Here is a 24,661-nt window from a genome sequence, read left to right on the forward strand (position 1 = left end):
AGAAAGGGGGAGATGTGATATTTATCACATTTTTATAATGATTCACAAATTGTTAAAATTCGGATTTGTGTGAGGAGGATGTGTATAGTTTTTGTGAAATGAAAAAGCAGGACATCAGTATGTATACTCATGTCCTGCGCTTTATTTACGCTCTCGTAATGGCACGTGGAAATAAAATATTATTTTCTAAATGAATGTGCTCAAATAAATCAGACTCTAACGCTTCAAGGCGATTGTAAACAAGTCGATAAGTGCCGCAAGCTCCTTCTGGAGGAGTAAAGTCATTTGTAACTTTACGAAGCTCTTTAATAATGTTGCCAGCGTGGTTATGTTCATTTTCTAGTTCATCTACTACTTTACGTAACTTTGCATAGTTTTCATCAGTTGGATTTTTTTCAAATTCTAAAATTAATGGGAAATCTTCGGTTTCTTCTTTAATTAAATGCTGTTCTAATTCCATTTTAAGTTCATGAAATAGCTTATGAATTTTAGCTAAATGCGGCTGATTTGCTCCATGAACACGTAATACTTTCGTCACATAAGGACTTAACTGTGGTAACTCTTCATTTAAATAACGATGATGCTTATGAATTACATAATCAATCAATTCACGATAAGAAGCATTTTTCCAATCAATTTCAGATTCATTTAATCGTTTCGTATTATGATAAAGCGTATTTAACTCTGTAATTACTTCAGTAGCTGATAAATTTCTTTCATGAATTGCATCAATAAGTGGCTTATTACCACCACAACAAAAATCTATTCTATATGATTTAAAAAGATCACTAGCTTTCGGAAATTGTGTAACAATCTCACCGACAATAGAAGTTTCAGTAAATGTATGTTCCATATGAATGCCTCCATAAAGTTTAAATGTAATATCTAAATTAAGAATAGCGATAAATGAAAAACAATGTGGTGATTGAAATCACTTATTATGTGTCTGATTTGAGAATAATAGGATTATTCTTCGACAGAGGACATTATAGAAAAGATGGCGAAGAATTTTTTGAGTAGGAAGTATATCTTTTATAGGAGGTTTTTTATGGAATATGTTTATCATATGGTACCAGAAGAACTAAAAGGAGAATATTTAATCCCATTAAATGAATTGAGAAGGGTATATCCTAATTTATATGGAGAGTATATACAAAAATATAAAGATCATCCTCAAAGGGAACACTTATTAACACGTAATATACCAAAACTAGAATGTTTATGGAATGATGTCGTGCATTTTTTACCACTGCATCCTTATGAGATTTATAAAGTATTATTGGAAATAGGAGTAAACATCCATACAAATAAGCTATTTTATAGAATTCCTATTAGCGCATTGAAGGGTCAGTGTATGGCAATATACAAGTACTCAAAGCACAATTGGGCTGGACCAAATAGCGAATTAAAAGAATGTGAAATAGAATTCATCAATTTTAATGAATATAAAGAATTAAAGCAATTAAATACCTACACAAAAGAATATTATAGAGATGAATACAAAATTGGTAGAAGATTTGGGATGTTTCACTTAATTCCACATGTTCTTGTCAAAGGGAAAGTGGAGGTGAAAAATATTGAAATCATTAATTGGAGTATTGCTCCAGTTAATGGTTAATAGTACAAGTGTTTAAAAAATAAGATGCCATTTTGAATTGATATAGGGCTTAAAAGAATGGAAGAGTAATTAGATCTTATACGTAATAATAAAAAAGAAGCTTACTAGAAGCTTCTTTTTTATTGCTATTTTTCACATGCGACTCCATCGCCATCACGATCAAGATGTGAGGCATAACCTGGTTGTCCTTTATATAGGGGCGCTTTCCCAGCAGCTCTAACTGCGGCACAATTTTTGTAATATGCACTACTAGTATTTCCTGAAGCAGGTTGTGTTTGAGTTTGCTGTGTTTTTTGCTCTTCTTGTTGTTTACGAGCTTGTTCATCAGCCTGGCGTTTTTGCTCTTCTTGTTGTTTACGAGCTTGTTCATCAGCTTGGCGTTTTTGCTCTTCTTGTTGTTTACGAGCTTGCTCATCAGCTTGGCGTTTTTGCTCTTCTTGTTGTTTACGAGCTTGTTCATCAGCTTGGCGTTTTTGTTCCTCTTGTTGTTTACGAGCTTGCTCATCAGCCTGGCGTTTTTGTTCCTCTTGTTGTTTACGAGTTTGTTCATCAGCAAGACGTTTTTGTTCTTCTTGTTGTTTACGAGCTTGTTCATCAGCCTGGCGTTTTTCATCCTCTTGCTTACGAGCTTGTTCCTCGGCTTGACGCTTCTCATCTTCTTGCTTTTGAGCTTTTTCGTCTGCTTCTTTTTTTTCTAGTTCTTTTTTGTCGCTATCTTTTTGTTCTGTAGTGTTAGAAGCAACTTTTTTACTAGTTGCTGTCGTTTTTTCAGAAGTAGGATTTGAAATACTTGATAACGCACCAAAAATAACAAATAAAATAGCAGTGATAATAAATTGTTTTTTTGCTACACCTGTCTTTTTAATTACAGATAAGATTGCTAGTACAAGGAAGAAAATAAATAAAATGAAACTTAAAATAGTAAAAAATTCGATGACTGGATGTTCTGAATTTGTTGAGCCAGTTACCATCAATATAATCGAAATCATAAAAAGAATAACAGTAGGACGACCATACTGTGTTGCTTTTCCATTTTTCTTGAAAAATGAAATAATACATAAGATTAAAAGAATAAAAGCAATTAAAAATAAAGCTGCACCAATATTACTCAAAATCGCCATTTTTATACCTCCATTTGTAAGATTTTCATTATTGATTATATAGGAACTTACTGGATATTACACGATTTATATAAATTTAGAAAATTAATATTTTTAATAGACTTATAAACATTTATTTTGTATATAAGGAAAAATAGATATATTTCCTATTACGTTTTTAAAGAGAATTCATAAAGTATAGTATATCGATTGAAAGGAGGAGATTTGAATGGAATTTCAATTGTTAGTGAATTGTGTGTTACAAGAAGGTAATGCTTACTTTCTAGTAACGAAGGTAGACGATGTAATTACTTTGAAAGTACCGATTACAGCGGGAGTAGCAGGTTTATTCTTAGCTTTCGGTGTACCAAGATGTTCTTAATTTAAATCTTTGCAGTAGAAAGAGGAGGACAAGCCTCTTTTTACTGTTACATAATAATTTTATGTAAACTAAAATTATATTTTATTAATAGCACATTTAAAATGGACATGCATATACTATAATGTTTTTTAAGTTATGAAAATTAAAGAGGTGCTATTATATATGAAAAGAAGGACATTTGATATTCCAGTTACATTGCGAAGAGAGTGGTTTTTAATAGAATTAGCCCATTTAACGAAGAAATATGGAATTGAAATTGCAACTAGCAAAATGGAAGCTGCACCGTTTTTAAGAGATCAAGTTACGGAATCAAAAATAGGGTCAGGGCTCCAATACGATAAATATGATGATGAGTATATCATTGAAAATTAAAGGATAAGAGCAAAACAAATTTCTTTATAACAAAATATAAAATAAAGCAGATTCTAAATATGGAATCTGCTTTATTATGAAATACTTCTAATCAACTATCCTCTTTCGAGTGTTTTTCCTACATATTTTACTTGCGTTATTCCAAAAGATTCACGAAGAATGCGAGCATAATCTTTTGATTCTATTGGTCGTTTGTTTTTAGTGCCTTTAAAGGTTTCTGTATAATTTTTATTTGTTAATGATACGTGACCATAATCAGTTAATTTACAAGTGATAGCCCCTTTATTAAAAGGAGATTCTTTATGTTCTACAATGACTTTCTGAATGTTATTCACCTTTTTCTCATCTATTGGATCTAAAGTGAAGGCATAGCCTATTTTCCATTCATCTGAAGGTTCAGATTGCAAGAAATTTGTAGATTCCCCGTTAGCTCCTTTTCTCATTTCTAAAATGTGTGTACCTTTTCGGGTAATTCGTTTGCGAATTCGATATTCACCCGTTTGAGAAGAGATGACTTCTCCGTTAAAAGGGACTGGATGTAAAGGTAGATGAGAGGCAAAACCGGCGTCTATAACATAATCTTTATTATTATGATGTAATATGATAATGACATGACCATCATCAGGTTTCCATTTATTTCCATAAAGGTCATAAACAGTACCAGCTACTTTATATACTTGAAATCCACAATCCATTAAAAAGTAATACAATAAGGAGTTTAATTCATAACAAAGACCGCCTCGTTTTTGAATAAGTAACTTTTCTATTAAGTTATTTTTTGAGATGTTTTTAATAGTACCAGCCATAATGTCGAGATTTTCATAGGGGAGAATCAATCCCATTTGTAAGAGAATTTCATCTAAATCATCAAATGTTATTTCTTTTGCAGGAATTTTTAATCGTTTAAAAAACTCCTTTTGTAAATCGGTCATCATAAAGCATTCTCCTTTCTTTTTACAGAATTTTCTTCTGCTCACCGCTAGGTTAGTACTTCTAAAAGTTTAATTCAAGTCTGCGAAAATTATCATAATATATGTTTCTGAAAACCTTATTATCTATTTAGAAATTTCAGTTTAATCTTTCGTCGTAGGAAAGTCTTACAGCATAAGCTTCTATTCGTTTGTTTTGTATTAAATTAAATAAAAGTACATATCTTCATTCCTCTTTTTTTATAACTAGGTAGTAATAAAGTGTTATTTTTCTAAAGTTTTTTCAAGATTTGTATACTTTATATAGACAATGATGATTAAGAGATATTTGGATTTAGTACGGTTAACAATTATTGAGAAACTTTTTTATAGTGTTCTCTCAAAAGGAAGAGATAGAAACAAAGAGAATAACGTGTGTTAAGGAAGAAGGGGTACTAGTAATCTCTTGAGAATAGGAACAAGATTTTGTTTAAGTAAAAAGATTATCTAGTATTAAGAAAGAAGATAAAAAATTACAAAGAGCACCTTCTTTCAAAAAAAGTGGGGGGAGTAACATGCGATTGATGAGAAGATGTGTGGCCTTACTAATTGTATTTTTTATCATGGTTCCAATGATTAGCACAAATGTGCGAGCAGAAGTTGTAAAAGAGCTTAAAACAGGCTTTCCAGATCAAGAAGTCTTTACACCTGGAGATTGGTTTTTAGGGCAAAAACCTGCAAATTATGATGAGAATAAACCTCCAATTCTTTTTGTACAAGGAAGGAATGGGAATGCTGATAGTTGGTATGGAAAGACAGTATATCACGATATAAATGATATGTATGACTATGCTTTGAAAGCAGGCTATCAAACAGTATTTATACAATTATATGATGCTGCTGGAAAAGGATCAGCTAGTCAGTGGGACAACGGAAAATTGTTAGCACAAAAATTAGAAGAAATATATAATCATTTCGGTAAAAAAGTTAATATTGTAGCACATAGTAAAGGTGGTATCGATACACAAGCTGCATTAGTAGAATATGGGGCAAATCGATTTGTCGGAAATGTTATTACACTTGCGACGCCACATCATGGATCAAACTTAGCGGATTTATCATATAGTTGGTGGGCAGGATGGCTTGCTTCTATATTAGGTCAAAAAGATGATGGTACGTACTCATTACAAATGGGCGAAATGGCAAAATTTCGTTCAACGATTGATAATAATCCAGCAGCTAAATTAAACCGTTATTATACAGTTACGGGAACTAGTTGGGGCCCTGTATTCTCGGCGTTATCCATGGGCGGATTATATTTGTCATCATACGGTTCAAATGATGGACTAGTAAATGAATGGAGTGCTAAGCTGCCGTATGGAACTCATTTATTTACAGATTCCAGATTTGATCATGATAATATACGAAAAGGATCAGCTGTTTTCTCGCGAATTGAACCATATTTACGTACATCAAATGTAGCCGTACCAGCTTTAGCAGCATCCAGCACTAGTTCAAATGAAAATATAGAACAATTAAATACAACTTCAAATCAAAACATTTTAGGAGGAGAATTGCCACAAAATCAGTGGATAGAGCAAACTGTTGCGGTTGATAAAAAGGCAGAAGGAATTATTTCAATATTAACTGCTTCGTCGGATGTAGAAGTACAAATGATATCACCAAAAGGAAAAGTGTATACAAATAAGGATAGTGTTATAACTACTGGTGAAGATGAATCTTTCTTTGGTGGCGCAACAATTAGAACATTTAAATTTGATAAAATGGATGTAGGAGAATGGAAAGTTAAAATGATGGCGAAGCAGTCGAAAGATGCATATTTAGTTGTAAGCGATTACAAGAGTGGCGCACCATTTGTTCTTCAAATGCCTACAAAAGTTAAAGTAAATAAACCTGAGTATAAACTGAAAAAATCACCTGTAGCACCTGAAATGAAGGGGGATCTTTCCATAACAGTAAGAGTCGTGAATAAAGAAGGGAAACTAGTCTCTGAATATAATGAATTACAAAATGTTAATAACAATACGTTTACTGGTGCTTTGAAGGATATAAAGCAACCAGGAGTATATAACGTTACGATGGATATAAAAGGGATGAATAAAGAAGGACAACCTTATAGTCGTACAATTGTTAAGTCAGTTTATGTGGAGGAGTAAGAAAGAATGAGAAAAAAGTACCGAACTTTTGTAGTAGTAAAGTTCGGTACTTTTTCATGTTTATTAGATTAACAAAAAGGTACAATGAGAATTTTTGAAGGCACAAAGGTTAAGTATTTGGTAGAGAATTCTTGAAATGCAGCAGGGATGCTTTTCATATTGTAGTAACACCTGCAAAAATAAAACCATTATCTTCGGTTGCAATAATGTGATTGTTTAAGTGAATTTATGTCTTTTAAATATTTGTATATATAAGGTTTGGAGTCGTTGACCTTTATTTACGTAGCACAGCAGGAAGAAGACAAAAAGTATCGAATGAATGTACATATGTAGTATTGTTTGCTTTTGGTGTGAATAGTAGTTAAAGATACGTTGAAATATTTTATACGGTAACAAAAGAGTAATTAAATAATAGAGGGAGCAACTTACATGGAAAATATATTAAAGGTATCTTCAAAATCAAGCCCCAATTCAGTCGCAGGTGCAATAGCAGGTGTACTAAGAACAAGTGGAAATGTAGAAATTCAAGCGATTGGAGCGGGTTCATTAAACCAAGCAATTAAAGCAATTGCAATCGCAAGAGGATTTGTTGCTCCAGGTGGTATTGACTTAGCCTTTGTTCCAGCATTTCAAGAGGTTACTATTAATGATCAAGAAAGAACGGCGATTAAATTGATTATAGGTCCTAGGAAGAAACGTTCTTAAAAAGAGTATTGATAAGTGGGATTTGAAAAAACTGATAGATAAAGTAATAAAAAGACCACTCTCATTTTGAAGTGGTCTTTTGTATTTTCGTATTTCATATTGTGGATACACCCCACATACTGAATTCGTAGTGATATTCAGTGCGTTCAATAACGATCCCGAATTCTAAATCATCCCCAGCTAATACAAAATCTGCATATCCAGTTAGAAATCTTGATATGGTTGATAACTCTTCTAAATTCTCAAATACTTCACCAATGTTCAGTTTAACTGCTTCAAATTTACCACCCTTAGAGAAAAAGAGTCTCCCTTGATCAACTGGAAATTTAATGGTTTTAGCTGTTTCTTTTAACAGTACTATTGATAGTCTTCTGTTTTCTTCATAATTAGTGCTACCAAAGTTTTTTATGTTTGAAGTTTGTGTTAGCGTATTAAATAAGTCTTTACAAAATAAATCATTAGATTCTGGCTCCATAAATGAGTCCATAGAAACTGTAACAATATTAGAAAGTTCGTCTATCAGTTCTTTTCTACTACCAGTTCTTTTTGCTTTCATTTTTAGAATTTCAATTCGGCTTTTATTCATATTACTCGAAAATTTTCACACCTTTACTTGCGTGGTGGGTGAATAAAACCACTTACTTCGACAAAGTAATTATAGCATATGGGAGTAATCTTGGTGGGAATTAGAAAAGAAAATCTTGTTGAAATGACAGCTAAAATCGATTTGGGTATAAATGGAATATATGTTGTTGAAAATGGTCAGGTTCAGCTAATAGAACCACCCAAAAGTGGATTTGGTGAACAATCATTTGTATATCAAAGTGGAAAAGTAATTCGGATGGAAAAGCGGAAGACGAGATTAATTTAATACTATTTTAGAAAAGAAGATTTGAGAAAAAATCGAGATTTAAAGGAGTCTTGGAGTGCTAATTTTATGAGTTTTTTATTTTCAAAAAAGTATGTTTTAATTTGCGAGGATGACAGGACTGTGAAAAGGTCTATACGAATTGATATGAGGTAGAGGGTTTAATCATTTATTTTAATTGTAAAGCAATTGAATTAATGGGGAGAGTATGAAACACAAGGCCCAGACAAAGTTTAACTATAATCTTTATCTGGGTTTTGTCTATGTATTTGATATTATAGAGGGTGAAAATGCTATTAGAGAAAAAAGTCAATTTGTAATGTTAATAACTTATACTACCAACTGTATAATCATTACTGTAATCTATACTTGCAGAAACCTTCTTCTGTTTGTCACCAGATATATAGCCAGATACCTCAAGCCTACTACGAGAGATATCTGTAGAAAATTCTACTTTTGTCACTGTAATATCCCAATTTTTCTCCTTTTTAAAATACTCGATAGCGGATTGTGATGCTTTTTCTTTCATTTCATTTTGTTCTTTTTCACTATAAGGGTGGGTAGCCTTATAAATTTGATATATAGTGTACGAACCTAAACCTAAAGTAACCAATAACGTTATTAAAAGGAGTTTTTTCATTTGTAACCACCTCTATTTTTCATTCGGTTTTGAAGCCTGGACATCCCTGTTTAGGTGGTTAACTGAAATCACATAGCTCTCTTTTTTATGGTGAGGAAAGTTCTCTTACTTCGTAATCATTGGTAGAAGATACTACAACTGAAAAAGTTTTATTTTTATCATTAGAAATATATCCGTTAACAAAAAGTTTTAATCCGCCCAATTCACTTGAAAATTCAGTATCTGTAATAGTAACATCAATATTTTTTTCTTTCTTAAAATATTCTATCGTAGCTTTGTTTGCTTTATTTTTAATTTCTTGCTTTTCTTGGGGAGTCATTGACATTAAAGGATTTGCTGTATGTATGAATTTTATAGCTGCGCAAGAAGCCATACCGACAAGAATTACGCTGACAATTATTGTGATTTTTAGTGATTTTTTGATTGTAATTCACTTCCCACTATAATTATACTTATATTACCAAATGAATGGGATTAAGGAAAGAGGGAGAAAGGTTGACTACTACTAATTGTTATTTTTTTCGGTTTTCAATTTTGTGTATTCATTTAACCAAATATCTATTAGATTTCTTAATGTAATAGTTTCTATTTCAAGAGGGATTTCGATTTCATCTTCATCATACTTATTAAATATAACAGTTTTATCTCTTCGAACATCTGCCCTAAAAATATTCGCACTTATTTTTTCATAATCACTTTTTTCATTTAAAACTTTATCTACAGTTTCTGCTATCCAATCACCGAATTCAGATACCTCTACATTTAAAAAAGCTTCTAAAATATCGAATTCCTTTGGTAGTCTAATAACTAAACTTCCTGTACTAAGTAACTCAAATTTGTAATCCATATTATTTTCTCCCTTAAAAATTAAATTATCGACCTTGTCTTGGAAATGCAGAAATAATTTTACCGTTACCATCTAAAAACAAACGAATAGGTAGGCCATTCTATCTTCATCTTTTCGTTAACAATTTATGTAATTGTAAATAAAGCCTATGTGTATGTGAAGTAATATGAACAAAAGACCGCCTATTACGGGCGGTCAATTTTTACTAATTATTTTTTAATGCTTGTTTTATCGTTTTAACTGTTTGTTCAAGCCATTCTAATGGTGTTACTTCTAACCCATCAAAATATATTCCATCTGCAGAATACCGTATGTATTCATTTTTTTCTGTATTACTATAATCGCTTTGAATAAATTCAGTTAGAAAAATAACAGCATCTTGCAAATACTCTTTTGATACCTCTTCTAGTAATTCTTGGAGCGCTTCTTCATAGGAAGTATCTTGGTGAAAAGTACCCGCTAGAAATTGAAATACCTCATCATCTTCGAGATTATCGAAATTGTCTTCTAATAACATAATCTTCCTCCTATTATCAAGATGGATATCCAGTTAAAATAAAACTTCCATTTATATCCTTCTTCAGTACAATTTTTGCATTTGACATATCTTCAACTGTTGTAGAACCTCTTATTACACCTCGTCCAATTATTTCAGTACCATGATAACGTAAAATTAATTTATTATCTCTTGGACTATTTAACCAACTTTGAATGCGTACTTGATTACGAGGGTTATTCAAGACGGTAGTCGCTATTTTTTCAGCTGATGCCCTATCAGTAAAAGTAGATGCACCTGTTATTCTAGGATCACTTTGCATTCTTTGCAATAGTTCTTCATCCGTTTTTCCTACATGTCGTTCAAGTAAATGTCCACCCCTAGCTTCATGTGCGGCTAGTCCACCTCCTGGAGTAAGCGAACTGATATCACCGGATTTCACAGTAGTGGTATTTTCTCCTGTAGCAAACTGATAGGTCGATAGCTTTTCCTCAGCTGCTCTAAAATCAGGTGTATTAAATACAGAGCGTATATTATTTCCACCAGCGAAAGCAAACTCATTGTAATTACGAATGCAGCGTCTTGCAAGCTTTGATTAGCAGTTCGTGAAATCTCAGCTGATTTTGTGCCAGGGTTCAACATTGCAATTTTATCCACGCCTTTTGTTCCTAAGAATAGTTGTCCAACAGCCAATATAGTATGACCAGCCGCGCTTCCATACCATTCTGCACCACTATACGAGTCACCATTGGTAACATCACGATTCCAAGAATCAGAAATTGCTTGTTTTATCGCATTGAACGTCTCGACTGGGTGAGAAACGGCTTCAATCGTGTTATTAAATGTGTCAATTGGATGGATAACTGCATCTGCAAGTCCTAATAATTCATCACCTATAGCGTCGCCCACTCCCTTTTTAAAGTGATAGGAAGGTATATTTTCCGTACGCAAGTTCAACAATGGGAACGGTAATAGCTATTTATCAAAATGATTATAATTCAAGATTTATCGTAGAAATTTATGTTAAAAGAATCGTTTTAAATTAGAATTCAAGCTAATACAGTTTAATTAAAAGGTTATTATTTGCTCACGAATAATATAAAAACATGTGAAAAAATATGAAATACCCTTTTGAAGTAGAATACAATATAATAAATAAAAAGCGTCACAAATGCTTGTATAACAGGCACTTGTGACGCTTTTATAGTTTTTCAGAACATAAAATAAACAACTCTAAAACTGCTCATTCTTCTCCCAAGATTCTACAATATAATGTGCAATCGTCGGGTTGAATCCTTTCCCAACTAAAAACATAATGGCAGCAACTTCTGTTAAAGCGTGTTTGTGTGATGTATGTTTCGCTTCATTTAAACCATAATCTACCCAAGGTTTTACGAAATCTAGTACAGGTTTCTTTAAAGGTAAAAACTGTGTACCGACAACTTGTTGAATCTGTTGTTGCGTTGGTTCTGTAATTGGTCCAGGTGGTAAGATTTGAGGCTGTGTAATATCCAGTGTTGGTCCAGGCGGTAAAATTTGTGGTTGTGTAATATCTAATGTTGGCGGTTTAGGTGGTGAGACACGTGCGTCGTAGCTTGGTTGATACATTTGTTGTTGTACTTGAGTTTGTTGTGACTGAGTTGGATATGGGTTTTGTTGAAATTGTTGTTCTTGAGTTTGTGGTGTTACATATGGATTTTGTGGATATTGAAGTTCCTGATTTTGCGGTGCTGCATATGGATTTTGAGGATATTCATAATTTGGACGTGTGTCGTATGAGTTTTGTTGAAATTGTTGTTCTTGAGTTTTCGGCGCTGTATATGGATTTTGTGGATATTGAAGTTCCTGATTTTGCGGTGTTGCGTATGGATTTTGTTCATATTGTTGCTCTTGTTCTTCATATTGTTCTGTGTATCTTTGGTCCTGTTGCTGAGGGTAAAAAGGTTGTTGTGGATAAGGCGGTTGATTATTATAGAACATATTTATTCCTCCTTCATGATGATGCCTACCACCTAGTGTATGGGCGGACAAGAAAATATGTGATGAAAAAATGCGGGCGTGTTACAATAAGTAACTGGGTGAAGATAAAATGACAAAACTAGAAAAGATAGAAAAAACAATTACTTTTGTAAAACATATTTTAGAAAAAGATGCGAGTGGGCATGATTGGTATCATATTGAGCGCGTACATAAACTGGCGATTTCTTTATCCGAGCAAGAAGGAGGAAATCGTTTTATAATTGAAATGGCAGCATTACTTCACGATGTGGCAGATGAGAAGTTAAATGAAAGTGAAGAAGCAGGAATGAAAAAAGTTTCTGATTGGTTAGAAGAGTTACATGTTGAAGAAGAGGAAAGTAAGCATGTTCTTCATATTATCGCCAATATGTCTTATAAAGGTGGTCATGGCGGTAAAGTGGAGTCAATTGAAGGGAAGATTGTTCAAGATGCAGATCGCTTAGACGCTCTTGGTGCAATTGGAATAGCTCGCACATTTGCGTATGGCGGGGCGAAAGGGAGACTAATGTATGATCCAACTATTCCTCCTCGTGAAGTGATGACGAAAGATGAGTATAGAAAAAATAATGACCCATCTTTAAATCATTTTTATGAAAAACTTTTAAAACTAAAAGACTTAATGAATACGAATGCAGCAAAACAAGAGGCTGAAGTTCGTCATCGTTATATGGAACAGTTTATTGAACAATTTATGAAAGAGTGGAATGCACAAATATGAAAATGTTAACTGTGGAAAACTTATCAAAATCATATGGAGAGAAACCGTTATTTGATGGATTATCATTTAGTATTGCAGAAGGACAACGTGCCGGAATTATCGGTGTAAACGGTACTGGTAAATCAACTTTATTAAAAATTATTGCAGGGGCAGAAATTCCTGACACAGGTGATATGACTCATTCACGTGGGTATACAATTAGTTATTTATCACAGCAACCAGAGTTTGATGAACAATTAACAGTATTAGAACAAGTCTTCCATGGTGATACACCTTTAATTCGTCTTCTTCGTGATTATGAAAAGGCGCTATTACATATCGAAAAAGATCCAAGTAATGAAAAGGTACAGGAACAATTATTTGCAGTGCAACAACGTATGGACGCAATGAGTGCGTGGGAAGCAAATGCGAATGCAAAATCGTTATTAACGAAACTAGGAATTACGGATTTCACAGCAACTGTTGGAAATTTATCTGGTGGGCAGAAAAAACGTATTGCGATGGCGCAGTGTTTTATTGAAACACCGGATCTATTAATTTTAGATGAGCCTACGAACCATCTTGACCATGAGACAGTTGAGTGGTTAGAGGAATATTTAGCAAGGTACACAGGTGCGGTATTACTTGTAACCCATGATCGTTATTTCTTAGATCGTGTGACGAATCGTATTTTCGAATTAGATAATGGAAAATTGTATAGTTATGAAGGGAATTACAGTACGTTTTTAGAAGCGAAAGCACTTCGTGAAGAACAAGAACTTGCACAAGAATCAAAACGTCAAAACTTATATCGCCGTGAACTAGCGTGGATTCGCCGTGGTGCAAAAGCTCGTTCGACAAAGCAAAAGGCACGTATTCAACGATTTGAAGAGTTAAAAGGTCAAGAAGGTCCAGCTGCAAAACAGTCAGTTGATATTGCGCTTAGCGGTAGTCGCCTTGGAAAAAAAGTACTTGAGTTAAAAGATGTAACGAAAAAATTTGGCGATAAAACAGTATTAAACAACTTCAATCATATCGTGAAACCAGGCGATCGTATCGGAATTATTGGAGCGAATGGAAGCGGGAAATCTTCGCTATTAAATATGCTTGCAGGTAAAATATCTCCTGATAGTGGTGAAATTGAAGTTGGGCAAACAGTAAAAATCGCTTACTATACGCAAGAAAATGAAGAGATGAATTTAAATCAACGTATGATTGAATACATTAAAGAAATCGCGGAAGTCATTCATACGACAGACGGAAAAGTAATTGGTGCGTCTCAAATGTTAGAACGTTTCTTATTCCCACCACATTCACATGGTACACCGCTTGGCAAATTATCTGGTGGCGAGAGAAGACGTTTATACTTATTACGTATATTAATGGGAGAACCGAACGTACTATTACTCGATGAGCCTACGAATGATCTAGATACACAAACATTAACTGTATTAGAAGATTATTTAGAAGATTTCCCGGGTGTCGTTTTAACTGTATCGCATGATCGTTACTTCTTAGATAAAGTAGTAGATGAATTGTTCATCTTTACGGGAGAAGGAGAAGTACGTGAATTTTTAGGTAGTTATACGGATTACTTAGAAATGGAAAAAACGAGAGAACTTATTGAGAAAGCGGAAGTGCAGAAAGAGAAAAAAGTAGTAGAAGAAGCACCGAAACAACAACGTAAGCGTAAACTTTCATATAACGAGCAGCGCGAATGGGAAACTATTGAAGATACAATTGCGGAACTTGAAGAAAAGCTAGAATCAATTGGAGAAGAGCTTGCGAATGTTGGTTCTGATTTTACGAAAGCGCAAGAATTGTCTGAAGCACAACAAAAAACAGAAGAAGAGCTAGAAAAAACGATGGAAAGATGGAGTGAACTATCGGACATTGTTGAAGGATTAAAATAAAAACAAGCTGCATATATTGAAAAGTAAAGAGAAAAACTTTACACTATTGGTAGAACCTATTTTAGGAGGGAAAAAATGAGAACATCTAATCCAATGTTGAAAAAAGAGGCATTCCGTAAAGAAGGAGCAAGTGCTTCTGCGATGACTATTGGCGGAACAGTAGGCAAAACGTTTATTATGCTTATCTTGCTACTTGCAACGTCTGTCTATTCATACATACAGATGCTAGAGGGTACGATGAAGATGCCAGTATTAATTGGCGCTTTAATCGTTGCGGCAATCATCGCATTTGCGTCTATGTTCTTCCCGCGTATTTCACCGTTTGGTGCACCAATCTATGCGGCGGTAGAAGGGGTTGTATTAGGTAGTATTTCAGCTGTTTATACAATGAAGTTTGGCGATTCTATCGTTTTAAATGCTGTATTACTAACAATCTCAATTCTATTTGCAATGTTAGTGTTATATGCAACACGTGTAGTAAAAGTAACGGATAAATTCCGTACAGGCGTGATGGCAGCAACACTTGGAATTATGGTTATGTACTTAGTCGTATTTCTACTAAACATGTTTGGTGTAACGGTTCCGTACATTCATCAAGGTGGTACAATCGGTATTATTATTAGTGCAGTTGTTATCGTAGTTGCTGCATTAAACTTATTACTAGATTTCAATTTAATCGAAAATGGTGTACGTAGTCAAGCTCCGAAATATATGGAGTGGTACACTGCAATGGGACTAATGCTTACATTAGTTTGGTTATACTTAGAAATTCTTCGTTTCGTTTCTTACTTTACGAAAAATGACTAATAAAAAATCCTGCATTTTTCATGCAGGATTTTTTGTTTTTCAAAGATAAATTGATGATGTGGTATAATATGGATGTTAGTAACTTTAAATTGAAGGGGATGGAATATGGTGAAAGAGAAGAAAGGGATTATGAAAAAACTATTTTCTAAAAGTTTTTTCATAGAACTAGATGATGCTTTAACGTATCCATCGGGAGAAGTTATTACTTCAGCTATTGAAAGTTATGCAGCTGAATGTAATGAACAACTGAAATTTGAGAGTAAAGTAAAACCGATAACTTTTTACTTAGAAGAAGTATTGTATCGTGCGGAAATAAAGATGGCCCGTGGAGGATATTACATTTCATGCAGTGAAGTATAAATTTTGAAACCTTACATGTTTAAAATATGTAAGGTTTCTTTTTTTCTTTTATAGCATAAAAAATAATCTTTTTTACTTTAAAATATATTATTTTACGCTTTTTACCCTTCAAACATTTTTCTTTACAATGAAGAAAAATATGTGAGGTGGTATAACTTATGATGAATCGAGTTGTATTAATCGGTAGATTGACAAAGGAGCCAGAATTATACTACACAAAGCAAGGCGTCGCGTATGCACGAGTATGTGTTGCGGTGAATAGAGCTTTTCGAAATAGCTTAGGTGAGCCGCAAGTAGATTTTATTAATTGCGTCGTATGGAGAAGGTCAGCTGAGAATGTAACTGAATATTGTAAGAAAGGTTCACTTGTTGGAATTACTGGACGTATTCATACGAGGAATTACGAGGATAATCAAGGAAAGAGAATATATATAACGGAAGTTGTGATTGAGAGCATTACATTTTTGGAGAGAAGGAGGGAGGGCGCATCGTAAGAAGAGGGCTTAGTAATATAGCCCTCTATCACTTTTGATTGATCCCTTCCCAAACAACATCTAATTGTTGGTTGAGTGTATTTTTCACGTTTATTTCATTAGCATGTAATAGTGAATGGGACATTAATGTATAAAAATAAGTACTCATAATAGTAGAAGTGATAATATGTATATCCCATTGACTGTTTAATTTTCCTGCCTCTTTCGCTTCTGTAATAATTGAAGACAAACCCTCTTGTAGCTGTTGTATACTTTTTAATTCATTTTCTACTAAGTAGTTTGACTTTATAATCTCAAAGACGGCATGCTTCATTAAATCACCATGTCCAGTAAATCGATCCAGTAAATCGCCTAAAACAAGTTTGATTCTTTCTTTTGGATGTTCCACATTTTCGTAAGTTTTTAAACTTTCCTTCCATAGCTCAATTTGAGAATCACCTAAAAATAATAATATGTTCTCCTTTTTCGGAAAGTAGTTGAAGAAAGTGCCCTTCGCTATCCCACATGCAGTAGTAATATCTTGAACCGTTACATTTTCGTACCCGCGTTCTTGGAAGAGTTGTACTGCTTTTAGGAATATAAGTTCTTTTAATTCTTTTTTTCTCGTTTCTCTCAGCATATAATCTACTCCTAACACAAACAATTATATATGTTTAATAGATAATCTCAAATAAAATCTTACTTCATGATTAAGTTTAATGTAATTGAAAGAAGGATAGAGAATGCTGTTTCTTATTTTTATTATAAATGAAAGTTGTATAGTTCATGTGCTTGCCTTTCAGAAATCCATTTTGGAATACGTTTCATTACTTCATTTCTTACTATAGTTAAAGGTTTACTTTCTATTTGCGCCATTTTTCCAACTGTCCACGCAGTGTTTGAGATTTTTTCAATTCTATCTCGTCGTTTTTGTTCATATTCTAAAAATGCTTGACGATAATGGGCATTATTTTTGATGCATTCCGCCAAAATAATCGCATCTTCAATTGCTTGGCAAGCACCTTGGCCTAAATTCGGAGTAAGTGCATGGGCTGCATCCCCAATAAAAACGATGCGTTTTTCAAAAAATTGATTCATTGGCATAATGTCTACAATATCACGATGAATCATATGAACGTCCGATGCATTATGCAAAATAGATGGTATGGGATTGTGGTAAGATTTGAAATGATTATATAAATCTGCTGTTGTGTAAGCTTTGTATTTTGGATCTCTAGCTTTCGCGTTTATGAGCGCATACCAGTATACTTCGTTGTTGGGAAGAGGGACGATACCAAATCTACCGTTCGTTCCCCAAGTTTCAATAAAGTCATTTGTTAAAGAAAGATTATTAGTAGGAGTTATGCCACGCCAACACGTATATCCTGCATAACGATAATTATCCCTTTGTGTTACTTGTTTTCGAACGACAGAATGAATACCATCGGCAGCAATCAGTATATTGCCAAATGCTTCACTACCATCTTGAAATACTATTTTTAAGGCGTCTTCCTCATTTCGTTCTATTTTTACACATTCTTTTCCCCATTCGACAGTATCTTCTTGTAGTTCAGAAAGTAGCAATTGATGTAAATCTTTTCTATGAATAGAGTACATTTTAGGATAACAAGCTGGGATAATCAATTTATTGAAAATAGTTCCTTTTTCGGATACAAGTTTAAAGCCGTTACTTTCGTTGCCGAATTTTTTTATTCTCTCAGAAATTCCGTACGGCTCAAGTGCTTGCATTGCATTTGGAGCAATGATAATACCCGCACCAGCAACAGTAGGCTCATTGTTTTTATCATATACTTTTACTTCTATTCCTATTTTTTGTAAGGAAATTGCTGCGCAAAGTCCAGCAATACCGCCACCAATAATTATGACATTGTTCATTTGTTATCACTCCACCTTTGAATGACTTTGTTCATAAAATGACCTCGGTCATTTTATGAGTTAAGGTTAATCCCTTTTTATGTAATTGTCAATTATACTTTTAACTATAGTTATGGAATGATTAGGTGAAAATAGAATGAATGAAACTTTCCAGCAATGTAGAAAAGTAAATAGTAAAATTAAGCATCCGAGTAGGAGTATAGAGTGATAACATGTTACAATACAGCTAAGAACATGCAATAAAGGAGAGTTTTTACGTGAAGATTAAAGCAATTGAACCGACGCCAAGTCCAAATACAATGAAAGTTATTTTGAATGAAGTATTACCATCAGGAGCACGTAATAATTATACAAATGAAAATAAAGAACAAGCACCAATGCAAGTGCAAGAAATTTTGAAAATTGAAGGCATTAAAGGTGTATATCATGTAGCCGACTTTTTAGCAGTCGAGCGAAATGCAAAGTATGACTGGAAAGTTTTATTACAGCAAGTTCGTGCTGTTTTTGGCGAAGAAGTAGTGGAAGAAAGTGAAGAGCAACAACTTGCTCATTTTGGAGAAGTGAAAGTGTTTGTTCAAATGTTCTTTACAATTCCAATGCAAGTAAAGTTAACAGATGGAACGACGGAAGAACGTGTTGGTTTACCAGATCGTTTTAAAGAATCAATTATGAAAGTGCAAATGTCTGCACCAAACGTTGTAAAAGAGCGTAAATGGGTGGAACAAAGTACACGTTACGGTAATTTTGAAGAAATCGGGAAAGAAGTAGTAGAAGAAATTGTTGCTGCTTATTCAGAAGAACGTGTAAATGAAACGGTTAAAGAATTATTAAATCAAGCAGGTGCTGTTGAAGTAACGATTCAAAAGCGTGAGCCATATAAAGTAACAGAAGAGATGATGAAAGATGTTGACTGGAAAAAACGTTTTGCAGCATTAGAACAAATGGATCCTACAGAAGAAGATATTCCAGTGTTGAAGATGGCGTTAGATGATGAAAAAGTTTCGATTCGCCGTTTAGCAACAGCATATTTAGGTATGGTAAAAGGTGATGAAGTATTGCCGTTATTATATAAAGCGCTATTAGATCGTTCAGTAAGTGTACGTCGTACAGCGGGTGATTGCTTATCAGATGTAGGTGATCCGGCAGCGATGTTTGTTATGATTAAATCTCTGAAAGATCCAAGTAAATTAGTACGCTGGCGTGCAGCGATGTTCTTATTTGAACTAGGAGACGAAAGTGCGATTCCAGCATTAAAAGCAGCGCAAGATGATCCAGAGTTTGAAGTAGCGATGCAAGCACGTCTAGCATTAGAGCGTATTGAAGGCGGAGAAGAAGCAAAAGGTTCTGTATGGAAACAAATGACGGAGTCTCGTAAAGGGGAATAATGTATGATTGTTTTCTATGATAGTTGGTGTCCGATGTGTACGGCGGTTGCAGAACGTACGAAAAAATTAGATAAAAAGGGTAAGATGAAATTTGTTTCATTTCGAGATGAAGATGTAGTTGAGAAGTATGAACTTTCTCAAGAATTACAAAGTAAGATGGAACAAAGACTGTATATTTTAAAAAATAATAAGTGGTATGACGGCATTCATAGCATACATGTATTAGCAAAGGCCGTTCCATCTTATTGGTTTGCAGTTCCTTTTATAAAGCTATCTATCGTACTTGGTTTTGGAAGTAAAGTATACGATTATATCGCTAACAATAGAAAACTTGTCCCAGTTGGACATTGCCGCGAAGGGATTTGTGAAATCCCTACAAAAAAATAAAATCATCGTTATCTTTCTTTTGCACCTATTAATAGAGCGTGATATGATGAATTTGGAATGAAAGTTGAAGGAGAGATTACAAGATGTCAAATGCTTATGAAGAATACATGCGCCAAATGGTAATCCCAATGCGTCAAGAATTAGTGCGCTCTGGGTTTGAAGAGTTAACTACAGAAGAAGCTGTAACAGAATTTATGGAAAACGTAACAGGTACAACTTTAGTAGTTGTAAATTCTGTTTGTGGTTGTGCAGCTGGTTTAGCACGTCCATCAGCAGGTCAAGCGGTTGTTCGTGCTGAAAAACAACCTGATCATCTTGTAACTGTATTTGCAGGTCAAGATAAAGATGCTACTGCAAAAATGCGTGAATACTTCGGAGAAATTCCTCCATCTTCACCATCTATGGCATTGTTAAAAGGAAAAGAAGTTGTTCACTTCATTCACCGTCATGAAATTGAAGGTGCAACTATGGACGAAATTATTACGAACTTAGAACAAGCTTTCGAAAAGAATTGCTAAAGAAGGGGGAGAGTAAATCTCCCTCTTTTCTTTATATAGAGGTGAAACAATGATAGTAACAACAGCAGGAAGAACGAACAAAGAAATGACAGATTATGCAAACCGGGTAGCAGCAGAATTAAATACTTCTTTCGTTAAACGTAATGACATACCAGTACATAAACTGCATGAGCAGTATGAACAAGATGTACTTGTCGTAGGGAAGAACCGATTAGCTATTTATCCGAAAGGTACGGAAGAATCGTTTTTCTTTCATCCGAACTCAGCGATGTTTCGTGTGAAAAGGTTAATGCGCGGAGAACACGATCCGTTTGTACAAGCCACGCAATTAGAGAGAGGAATGACAGTGTTAGATTGTACGCTCGGGATGGCATCAGATAGTATTGTAGCTAGTTATATTGTTGGTGAAAGCGGAAAAGTAACAGGACTTGAAGGCAATGAGTATATGGCTTATATTATGGAAAATGGTTTGAAAACATGGTCTTCATCCGTTTCTAAAATTGATGAAGCAATGCAACGAATTGATGTAAAGCAAACGGAGCACTTCGCATTTTTAAAACAATGTGAAGATAATAGCTATGACATCGTTTATCTCGATCCGATGTTTGAAGAAACTGTCATAGAATCTGACGGAATTAAAGGATTAAAACATTTCGCTTTGTATCATGATATTACTGATGAAACAATTGCGGAGGCGAAGCGAGTGGCGAGAAAGCGTGTCGTTCTGAAAGACCATTTCCGTAGTTCTAGATTTGAAAAACATAATTTTTACGTATACAAAAGAAAAAGTGCTAAGTTTCACTTTGGTGTAATTGACCCTTGCTAATTGTTTGAAAAGATGTATAATAAGCAATAATTAATTAAATATACTGTCTGTGATGAAGAGAGTAGTCTTTTTTAGAAGGAAAGCGAGCTAGGGATGGTGTGAGCCTAGTGCGGAAGAAAAAGATGAAGCGCACTTCGGAGATGCTTCTTGAACGAATAGTAGAGTAAGCCGAGGCCCCCTGTCCTCGTTATAAACGGGAAAGTGGTTCGTAATGAACAACAAGGGTGGTACCACGGGTTCAAACTCGTCTCTTTTTTAGAGACGAGTTTTTTGTGTTTAAAAAAATAAGGAGGTTGTAGTATGGATTATAAAACACAGTTTGCGGAAAGTTTATCTAATATTTTTACGAATGAATTAACGCAAAAGCAAATTTTAGATTTAATTGAAACACCGAAACAAGATGAATTCGGAGATGCTGCATTTCCATGTTTTTCACTTGCGAAGCAATATGAAAAATCACCAGCTATTATCGCAAAGGAAGTTGCAGAGAAATTAAGTGATCCGTTTTTTACGAAAGTAGAGGCTGTTGGTCCTTACGTAAATGTCTTTTTTAATCGTGAAACAGTAAGTGATGAAGTATTAAAAACGATTTTAGCGGAGAAAGAAGAGTACGGTCAAAATCATTTTGGATGTGAAAAAACGGTTGTTATCGATTATTCCTCTCCTAATATCGCGAAGCCTTTTTCAATGGGGCATTTACGTTCTACAATGATTGGAAATTCATTGAAACATATCGCTGAAAAATGTGGGTATGAAGTTGTAGGGATTAATTATATTGGGGATTGGGGAACACAGTTTGGAAAGTTAATTACGGCTTATAAAAAATGGGGAAATGAAGCAGTAGTGAAAGAGGATCCAATACGTGAACTATTTAAGTTATATGTTCAATTCCATGAAGAGGTAAAAGTCGACGAAGAATTAGAAGAAGAAGGACGTGCTTGGTTTAAGAAATTAGAAGAAGGTGATGAAGAAGCTGTTGAGCTTTGGAATTGGTTCCGTCACGAGTCTTTAAAAGAATTTTCTCGTATTTATGAACTTCTCGGTGTGGAATTTACTAATTTTCAAGGAGAAGCTTTTTATAATAATTTAATGGAAGACTTTATTGGGATTTTAGAGGAACATGATTTACTTGAAGAGTCAGAAGGTGCATTAGTCGTTAATTTAGAAGAAGAGGGCATGCCGCCTTGCTTAATTAGAAAATCAGATGGTGCGACGATTTACGCAACGCGTGACTTAACGGCAGCGTTATATCGTCAAAACACATATGCGTTTGATAAAGCGTTATACGTAGTTGGCCCAGAACAAAGTTTACACTTCAATCAATTTTTCACTGTATTAAAAAAGCTCGGCTACACTTGGGTTGATGGCATGGAACATGTACCGTTTGGGTTCATTTTAAAAGATGGTAAGAAAATGTCCACACGTAAAGGAAGAGTTATTTTACTCGAAGAAGTACTTGAGGAAGCAATAGACCTTGCAAAACAAAATATTGAAGAGAAAAATCCAAATTTAAAACAGAAAGAAGAAGTAGCAAAGCAAGTCGGTGTAGGTGCAGTTATCTTTCACGATTTAAAAAATGAGCGTATGCATAATATTGAATTCTCATTAGAAAATATGCTGAAATTTGAAGGGGAAACAGGACCGTACGTACAGTACACACATGCACGTGCTTGCTCTATTTTAAGAAAAGAAAGTGTAGAATTTGAAACGTGTACGTTTGCATTAAAAGATGATCATAGTTGGAATATCGTAAAATTACTAAACAAATTCCCGGAAGTAATTGAAGCAGCATGTAACAAAAATGAGCCATCGGTTATTTCGAAATACGTATTAGATGTAGCGCAATCGTTTAATAAATATTACGGGAATGTGCGTATATTAGAAGAGAGTGAAGAGAAAGACAGTAGACTAGCATTAGTGTATGCTGTGACAGTTGTATTAAAAGAGGGATTACGTTTACTTGGGGTGGATGCTCCTGAGGAGATGTAACATAAAAAGGTGTATATATCATTACAGATATGTATGCCTTTTTTATTTTGTATAGGAACGGTGTAAGCAGTATTTTCACATTATCAAAACTATATTTGAAGGATTGTTTAAAGCATAGGAATGTTTTTATTAAATGGAGAATTGTAATAGGGGTATATAAAAGGAGGCGTTAAACTTGGAAACGTACGATTGGAACAGTAAACTAGCGTATTTAAAGAATACGAGAGATCTATATTACAACGACGATTATGTAAGCTTTTTAGTAAATACAGTTTGGAGAATCACTAAGCCAGTACATATCGTTGATTACGGTTGTGGATATGGTTATTTAGGCTTAATATTAATGCCATTACTTCCAAAAGGATCAAAGTATACAGGCATTGATAGCGGGGGAACATTACTTGCTGAAGCGAGAGAATTGTTTCGTTTACTTCCATATGAGACAGAATTTCTTGAGGGAGATGCTACAGAAATTGAATTGAACGATACATACGATATAGCAATCTGTCATGCCTTCTTATTACATATGAGTTTACCAAAAACAATGCTACAAAAAATGATGCATTCAGTTAAAAGTGGAGGGAAAATAATTTGTTTTGAGCCACATTGGATATCAAATATGTCTTCATACTTTTTAGATGGAGAGAATCAATCTGAAATTATTAGGTTAGGCACTTTGCAGAAGTTATTTGAAAATGACACGCAGAGAAGCGGAAGAGATGGAAATATTGGTATGAAAATACCGATTTATTTAAGTGAACTAGGCGTAAAAAATATTCAATGTAGAGTAAGTGATAAGGTGAACTTTTTAGATTCTAATATACATCATCATGATAAAGAAAAGTTGTATCGCTTATTAAAAGAAGAGGGGATTGCAGGAGATCCAGGTGATAAACAGCAATTTATAGGACGTTTAATAGACAGAGGATTAACATATGATGATGCGCTAGCTCAATATGAAGTTGAACTACGATTTTTTAAAGCATTTCATATACATTCTTCAGTAGTGTACGCTCCGAATATGAAAATTACATTTGGTGAAATAGTATGTTAATAGGTAGTAATACGATGAAACATGTCGCTGAATGTCGATAAATCGATATTCGACATACAATCGCTGATATATTTTGAAAATCGCCGATAAAATGAAAGAATCGCTGATATATTGATGATGTATAAAAGTATGTGTAAACATTTTTAGGCAAAAAATAAGGCAAAGTACCCCCTAGGTTTATCCAGAACCTAAAATGAAAGGAGACTTTGCCTCATGCCTAATAA

Annotated in this window: 28 protein-coding genes, 1 pseudogene and 1 other annotated feature; of the genes and pseudogenes, 17 read left to right on the forward strand and 12 right to left on the reverse strand. The window is 34.1% G+C overall.

Going from position 1 to position 24,661, the window contains the following annotated elements; translation table 11 throughout:
- Nucleotides 1–145 precede the first annotated feature (145 nt).
- Complete coding sequence (gene ric, locus ACTFSI_RS10705; RefSeq protein WP_000401355.1) at nucleotides 146–853, reverse strand: iron-sulfur cluster repair di-iron protein; 708 nt, start codon at nucleotides 851–853, stop codon at nucleotides 146–148.
- 195 nt (nucleotides 854–1,048) lie between these two features.
- On the opposite strand from ric, the gene ACTFSI_RS10710 reads away from it, so the two are divergent.
- The gene (locus tag ACTFSI_RS10710) at nucleotides 1,049–1,618 is read left to right on the forward strand and encodes a group-specific protein (protein WP_440045374.1); all 570 of its coding nucleotides are present in this window, start codon (nucleotides 1,049–1,051) and stop codon (nucleotides 1,616–1,618) included.
- 125 nt (nucleotides 1,619–1,743) lie between these two features.
- Here the strand turns inward: ACTFSI_RS10710 and ACTFSI_RS10715 are convergent, their stop codons facing one another.
- Nucleotides 1,744–2,739 (reverse strand): excalibur calcium-binding domain-containing protein, encoded by a 996-nt coding sequence (locus tag ACTFSI_RS10715; RefSeq protein WP_044792579.1) that lies wholly within the window; start codon nucleotides 2,737–2,739, stop codon nucleotides 1,744–1,746.
- A 208-nt stretch (nucleotides 2,740–2,947) separates the two neighbouring features.
- Here ACTFSI_RS10715 and exsG point away from each other — a divergent pair, with 208 nt between their 5' ends.
- Nucleotides 2,948–3,100: an exosporium protein ExsG gene (exsG, locus tag ACTFSI_RS10720; protein ID WP_000395675.1), complete on the forward strand. Its 153-nt coding sequence runs from the start codon at nucleotides 2,948–2,950 to the stop codon at nucleotides 3,098–3,100.
- Between the two features lie 162 nt (nucleotides 3,101–3,262).
- Nucleotides 3,263–3,472, forward strand: a complete 210-nt coding sequence (locus ACTFSI_RS10725) for a hypothetical protein (protein ID WP_000830253.1) — start codon at nucleotides 3,263–3,265, stop codon at nucleotides 3,470–3,472.
- Between the two features lie 95 nt (nucleotides 3,473–3,567).
- On the opposite strand, the gene ACTFSI_RS10730 is transcribed toward ACTFSI_RS10725, so the two are convergent.
- Complete coding sequence (locus ACTFSI_RS10730) at nucleotides 3,568–4,407, reverse strand: arylamine N-acetyltransferase family protein (RefSeq protein WP_138322095.1); 840 nt, start codon at nucleotides 4,405–4,407, stop codon at nucleotides 3,568–3,570.
- A gap of 548 nt (nucleotides 4,408–4,955) precedes the next feature.
- Here ACTFSI_RS10730 and ACTFSI_RS10735 point away from each other — a divergent pair.
- Nucleotides 4,956–6,557 carry an esterase/lipase family protein gene (locus ACTFSI_RS10735; protein ID WP_138322094.1) on the forward strand — a complete coding sequence of 534 codons (1,602 nt, stop codon included), beginning with the start codon at nucleotides 4,956–4,958 and terminating at the stop codon, nucleotides 6,555–6,557.
- Between the two features lie 429 nt (nucleotides 6,558–6,986).
- Complete coding sequence (spoVS, locus tag ACTFSI_RS10740) at nucleotides 6,987–7,262, forward strand: stage V sporulation protein SpoVS (protein WP_000427804.1); 276 nt, start codon at nucleotides 6,987–6,989, stop codon at nucleotides 7,260–7,262.
- Between the two features lie 94 nt (nucleotides 7,263–7,356).
- Here the strand turns inward: spoVS and ACTFSI_RS10745 are convergent, their stop codons facing one another.
- Nucleotides 7,357–7,848 carry a YxiF family protein gene (locus tag ACTFSI_RS10745; RefSeq protein WP_002021215.1) on the reverse strand — a complete coding sequence of 164 codons (492 nt, stop codon included), beginning with the start codon at nucleotides 7,846–7,848 and terminating at the stop codon, nucleotides 7,357–7,359.
- Nucleotides 7,849–7,941: 93 nt separating this feature from the next.
- Here ACTFSI_RS10745 and ACTFSI_RS10750 point away from each other — a divergent pair, with 93 nt between their 5' ends.
- Nucleotides 7,942–8,133, forward strand: a complete 192-nt coding sequence (locus tag ACTFSI_RS10750) for a DUF3954 domain-containing protein (protein ID WP_000512861.1) — start codon at nucleotides 7,942–7,944, stop codon at nucleotides 8,131–8,133.
- A gap of 319 nt (nucleotides 8,134–8,452) precedes the next feature.
- Here ACTFSI_RS10750 and ACTFSI_RS10755 read toward each other — a convergent pair whose 3' ends face one another.
- The 6 genes and pseudogenes from ACTFSI_RS10755 to ACTFSI_RS10780 all read right to left on the reverse strand — a co-directional run bounded on the left by ACTFSI_RS10755 (nucleotide 8,453) and on the right by ACTFSI_RS10780 (nucleotide 12,093).
- Nucleotides 8,453–8,770, reverse strand: a complete 318-nt coding sequence (locus tag ACTFSI_RS10755) for a hypothetical protein (protein WP_000734956.1) — start codon at nucleotides 8,768–8,770, stop codon at nucleotides 8,453–8,455.
- Nucleotides 8,771–8,855: 85 nt separating this feature from the next.
- The gene (locus ACTFSI_RS10760) at nucleotides 8,856–9,143 is read right to left on the reverse strand and encodes a hypothetical protein (RefSeq protein WP_014481644.1); all 288 of its coding nucleotides are present in this window, start codon (nucleotides 9,141–9,143) and stop codon (nucleotides 8,856–8,858) included.
- Between the two features lie 132 nt (nucleotides 9,144–9,275).
- Nucleotides 9,276–9,617 (reverse strand): hypothetical protein, encoded by a 342-nt coding sequence (locus ACTFSI_RS10765; protein WP_000384716.1) that lies wholly within the window; start codon nucleotides 9,615–9,617, stop codon nucleotides 9,276–9,278.
- 205 nt (nucleotides 9,618–9,822) lie between these two features.
- Nucleotides 9,823–10,134: a contact-dependent growth inhibition system immunity protein gene (locus tag ACTFSI_RS10770; protein ID WP_000923400.1), complete on the reverse strand. Its 312-nt coding sequence runs from the start codon at nucleotides 10,132–10,134 to the stop codon at nucleotides 9,823–9,825.
- A 16-nt stretch (nucleotides 10,135–10,150) separates the two neighbouring features.
- Nucleotides 10,151–11,040, reverse strand: a pseudogene (locus ACTFSI_RS10775) (RNase A-like domain-containing protein); the annotation flags it as partial.
- A gap of 306 nt (nucleotides 11,041–11,346) precedes the next feature.
- A complete protein-coding gene (locus tag ACTFSI_RS10780) occupies nucleotides 11,347–12,093 on the reverse strand; it encodes a hypothetical protein (protein ID WP_000499672.1) in 747 nt (248 codons plus the stop codon).
- Nucleotides 12,094–12,202: 109 nt separating this feature from the next.
- Here ACTFSI_RS10780 and ACTFSI_RS10785 point away from each other — a divergent pair, with 109 nt between their 5' ends.
- The 5 genes from ACTFSI_RS10785 to ACTFSI_RS10805 all read left to right on the forward strand — a co-directional run bounded on the left by ACTFSI_RS10785 (nucleotide 12,203) and on the right by ACTFSI_RS10805 (nucleotide 16,403).
- Complete coding sequence (locus ACTFSI_RS10785) at nucleotides 12,203–12,850, forward strand: HD domain-containing protein (RefSeq protein WP_000163595.1); 648 nt, start codon at nucleotides 12,203–12,205, stop codon at nucleotides 12,848–12,850.
- Nucleotides 12,847–14,742, forward strand: coding sequence for an ABC-F family ATP-binding cassette domain-containing protein (locus tag ACTFSI_RS10790; RefSeq protein ID WP_000783207.1), 1,896 nt, complete (start codon nucleotides 12,847–12,849; stop codon nucleotides 14,740–14,742). The genes ACTFSI_RS10785 and ACTFSI_RS10790 overlap by 4 nt, the downstream gene beginning before the upstream one ends.
- Before the next feature lie 75 nt (nucleotides 14,743–14,817).
- The gene (locus tag ACTFSI_RS10795) at nucleotides 14,818–15,549 is read left to right on the forward strand and encodes a Bax inhibitor-1/YccA family protein (protein ID WP_138322092.1); all 732 of its coding nucleotides are present in this window, start codon (nucleotides 14,818–14,820) and stop codon (nucleotides 15,547–15,549) included.
- A gap of 105 nt (nucleotides 15,550–15,654) precedes the next feature.
- Complete coding sequence (locus ACTFSI_RS10800; RefSeq protein ID WP_138322091.1) at nucleotides 15,655–15,909, forward strand: DUF4318 domain-containing protein; 255 nt, start codon at nucleotides 15,655–15,657, stop codon at nucleotides 15,907–15,909.
- A 158-nt stretch (nucleotides 15,910–16,067) separates the two neighbouring features.
- Nucleotides 16,068–16,403 (forward strand): single-stranded DNA-binding protein, encoded by a 336-nt coding sequence (locus ACTFSI_RS10805; RefSeq protein ID WP_138322090.1) that lies wholly within the window; start codon nucleotides 16,068–16,070, stop codon nucleotides 16,401–16,403.
- 28 nt (nucleotides 16,404–16,431) lie between these two features.
- On the opposite strand, the gene ACTFSI_RS10810 is transcribed toward ACTFSI_RS10805, so the two are convergent.
- The gene (locus tag ACTFSI_RS10810) at nucleotides 16,432–17,022 is read right to left on the reverse strand and encodes a TetR/AcrR family transcriptional regulator (protein WP_138322089.1); all 591 of its coding nucleotides are present in this window, start codon (nucleotides 17,020–17,022) and stop codon (nucleotides 16,432–16,434) included.
- A gap of 122 nt (nucleotides 17,023–17,144) precedes the next feature.
- Nucleotides 17,145–18,278, reverse strand: a complete 1,134-nt coding sequence (locus tag ACTFSI_RS10815; protein WP_001066846.1) for an FAD-dependent monooxygenase — start codon at nucleotides 18,276–18,278, stop codon at nucleotides 17,145–17,147.
- 257 nt (nucleotides 18,279–18,535) lie between these two features.
- On the opposite strand from ACTFSI_RS10815, the gene ACTFSI_RS10820 reads away from it, so the two are divergent.
- From ACTFSI_RS10820 to ACTFSI_RS10845, 6 genes are all read left to right on the forward strand, one after another.
- Complete coding sequence (locus ACTFSI_RS10820) at nucleotides 18,536–19,663, forward strand: conserved virulence factor C family protein (RefSeq protein ID WP_000692584.1); 1,128 nt, start codon at nucleotides 18,536–18,538, stop codon at nucleotides 19,661–19,663.
- Nucleotides 19,664–19,666: 3 nt separating this feature from the next.
- Nucleotides 19,667–20,050: a thiol-disulfide oxidoreductase DCC family protein gene (locus ACTFSI_RS10825; protein WP_000634875.1), complete on the forward strand. Its 384-nt coding sequence runs from the start codon at nucleotides 19,667–19,669 to the stop codon at nucleotides 20,048–20,050.
- Nucleotides 20,051–20,133: 83 nt separating this feature from the next.
- Nucleotides 20,134–20,568, forward strand: coding sequence for a BrxA/BrxB family bacilliredoxin (locus ACTFSI_RS10830; RefSeq protein WP_000063713.1), 435 nt, complete (start codon nucleotides 20,134–20,136; stop codon nucleotides 20,566–20,568).
- 49 nt (nucleotides 20,569–20,617) lie between these two features.
- Nucleotides 20,618–21,394, forward strand: coding sequence for a class I SAM-dependent methyltransferase (locus ACTFSI_RS10835; RefSeq protein ID WP_000637469.1), 777 nt, complete (start codon nucleotides 20,618–20,620; stop codon nucleotides 21,392–21,394).
- Between the two features lie 40 nt (nucleotides 21,395–21,434).
- Nucleotides 21,435–21,649 (forward strand) — a binding site (T-box leader).
- Between the two features lie 45 nt (nucleotides 21,650–21,694).
- Nucleotides 21,695–23,383: an arginine--tRNA ligase gene (gene argS / locus ACTFSI_RS10840; protein WP_000385002.1), complete on the forward strand. Its 1,689-nt coding sequence runs from the start codon at nucleotides 21,695–21,697 to the stop codon at nucleotides 23,381–23,383.
- A gap of 175 nt (nucleotides 23,384–23,558) precedes the next feature.
- Nucleotides 23,559–24,437, forward strand: a complete 879-nt coding sequence (locus ACTFSI_RS10845) for a class I SAM-dependent methyltransferase (RefSeq protein WP_138322088.1) — start codon at nucleotides 23,559–23,561, stop codon at nucleotides 24,435–24,437.
- Nucleotides 24,438–24,661 lie beyond the last annotated feature (224 nt).

Origin of the sequence: Bacillus cereus group sp. MYBK101-2, assembly GCF_051918845.1 — a bacterium.
Taxonomy (GTDB): Bacteria; Bacillota; Bacilli; order Bacillales; family Bacillaceae_G; genus Bacillus_A; species Bacillus_A paranthracis.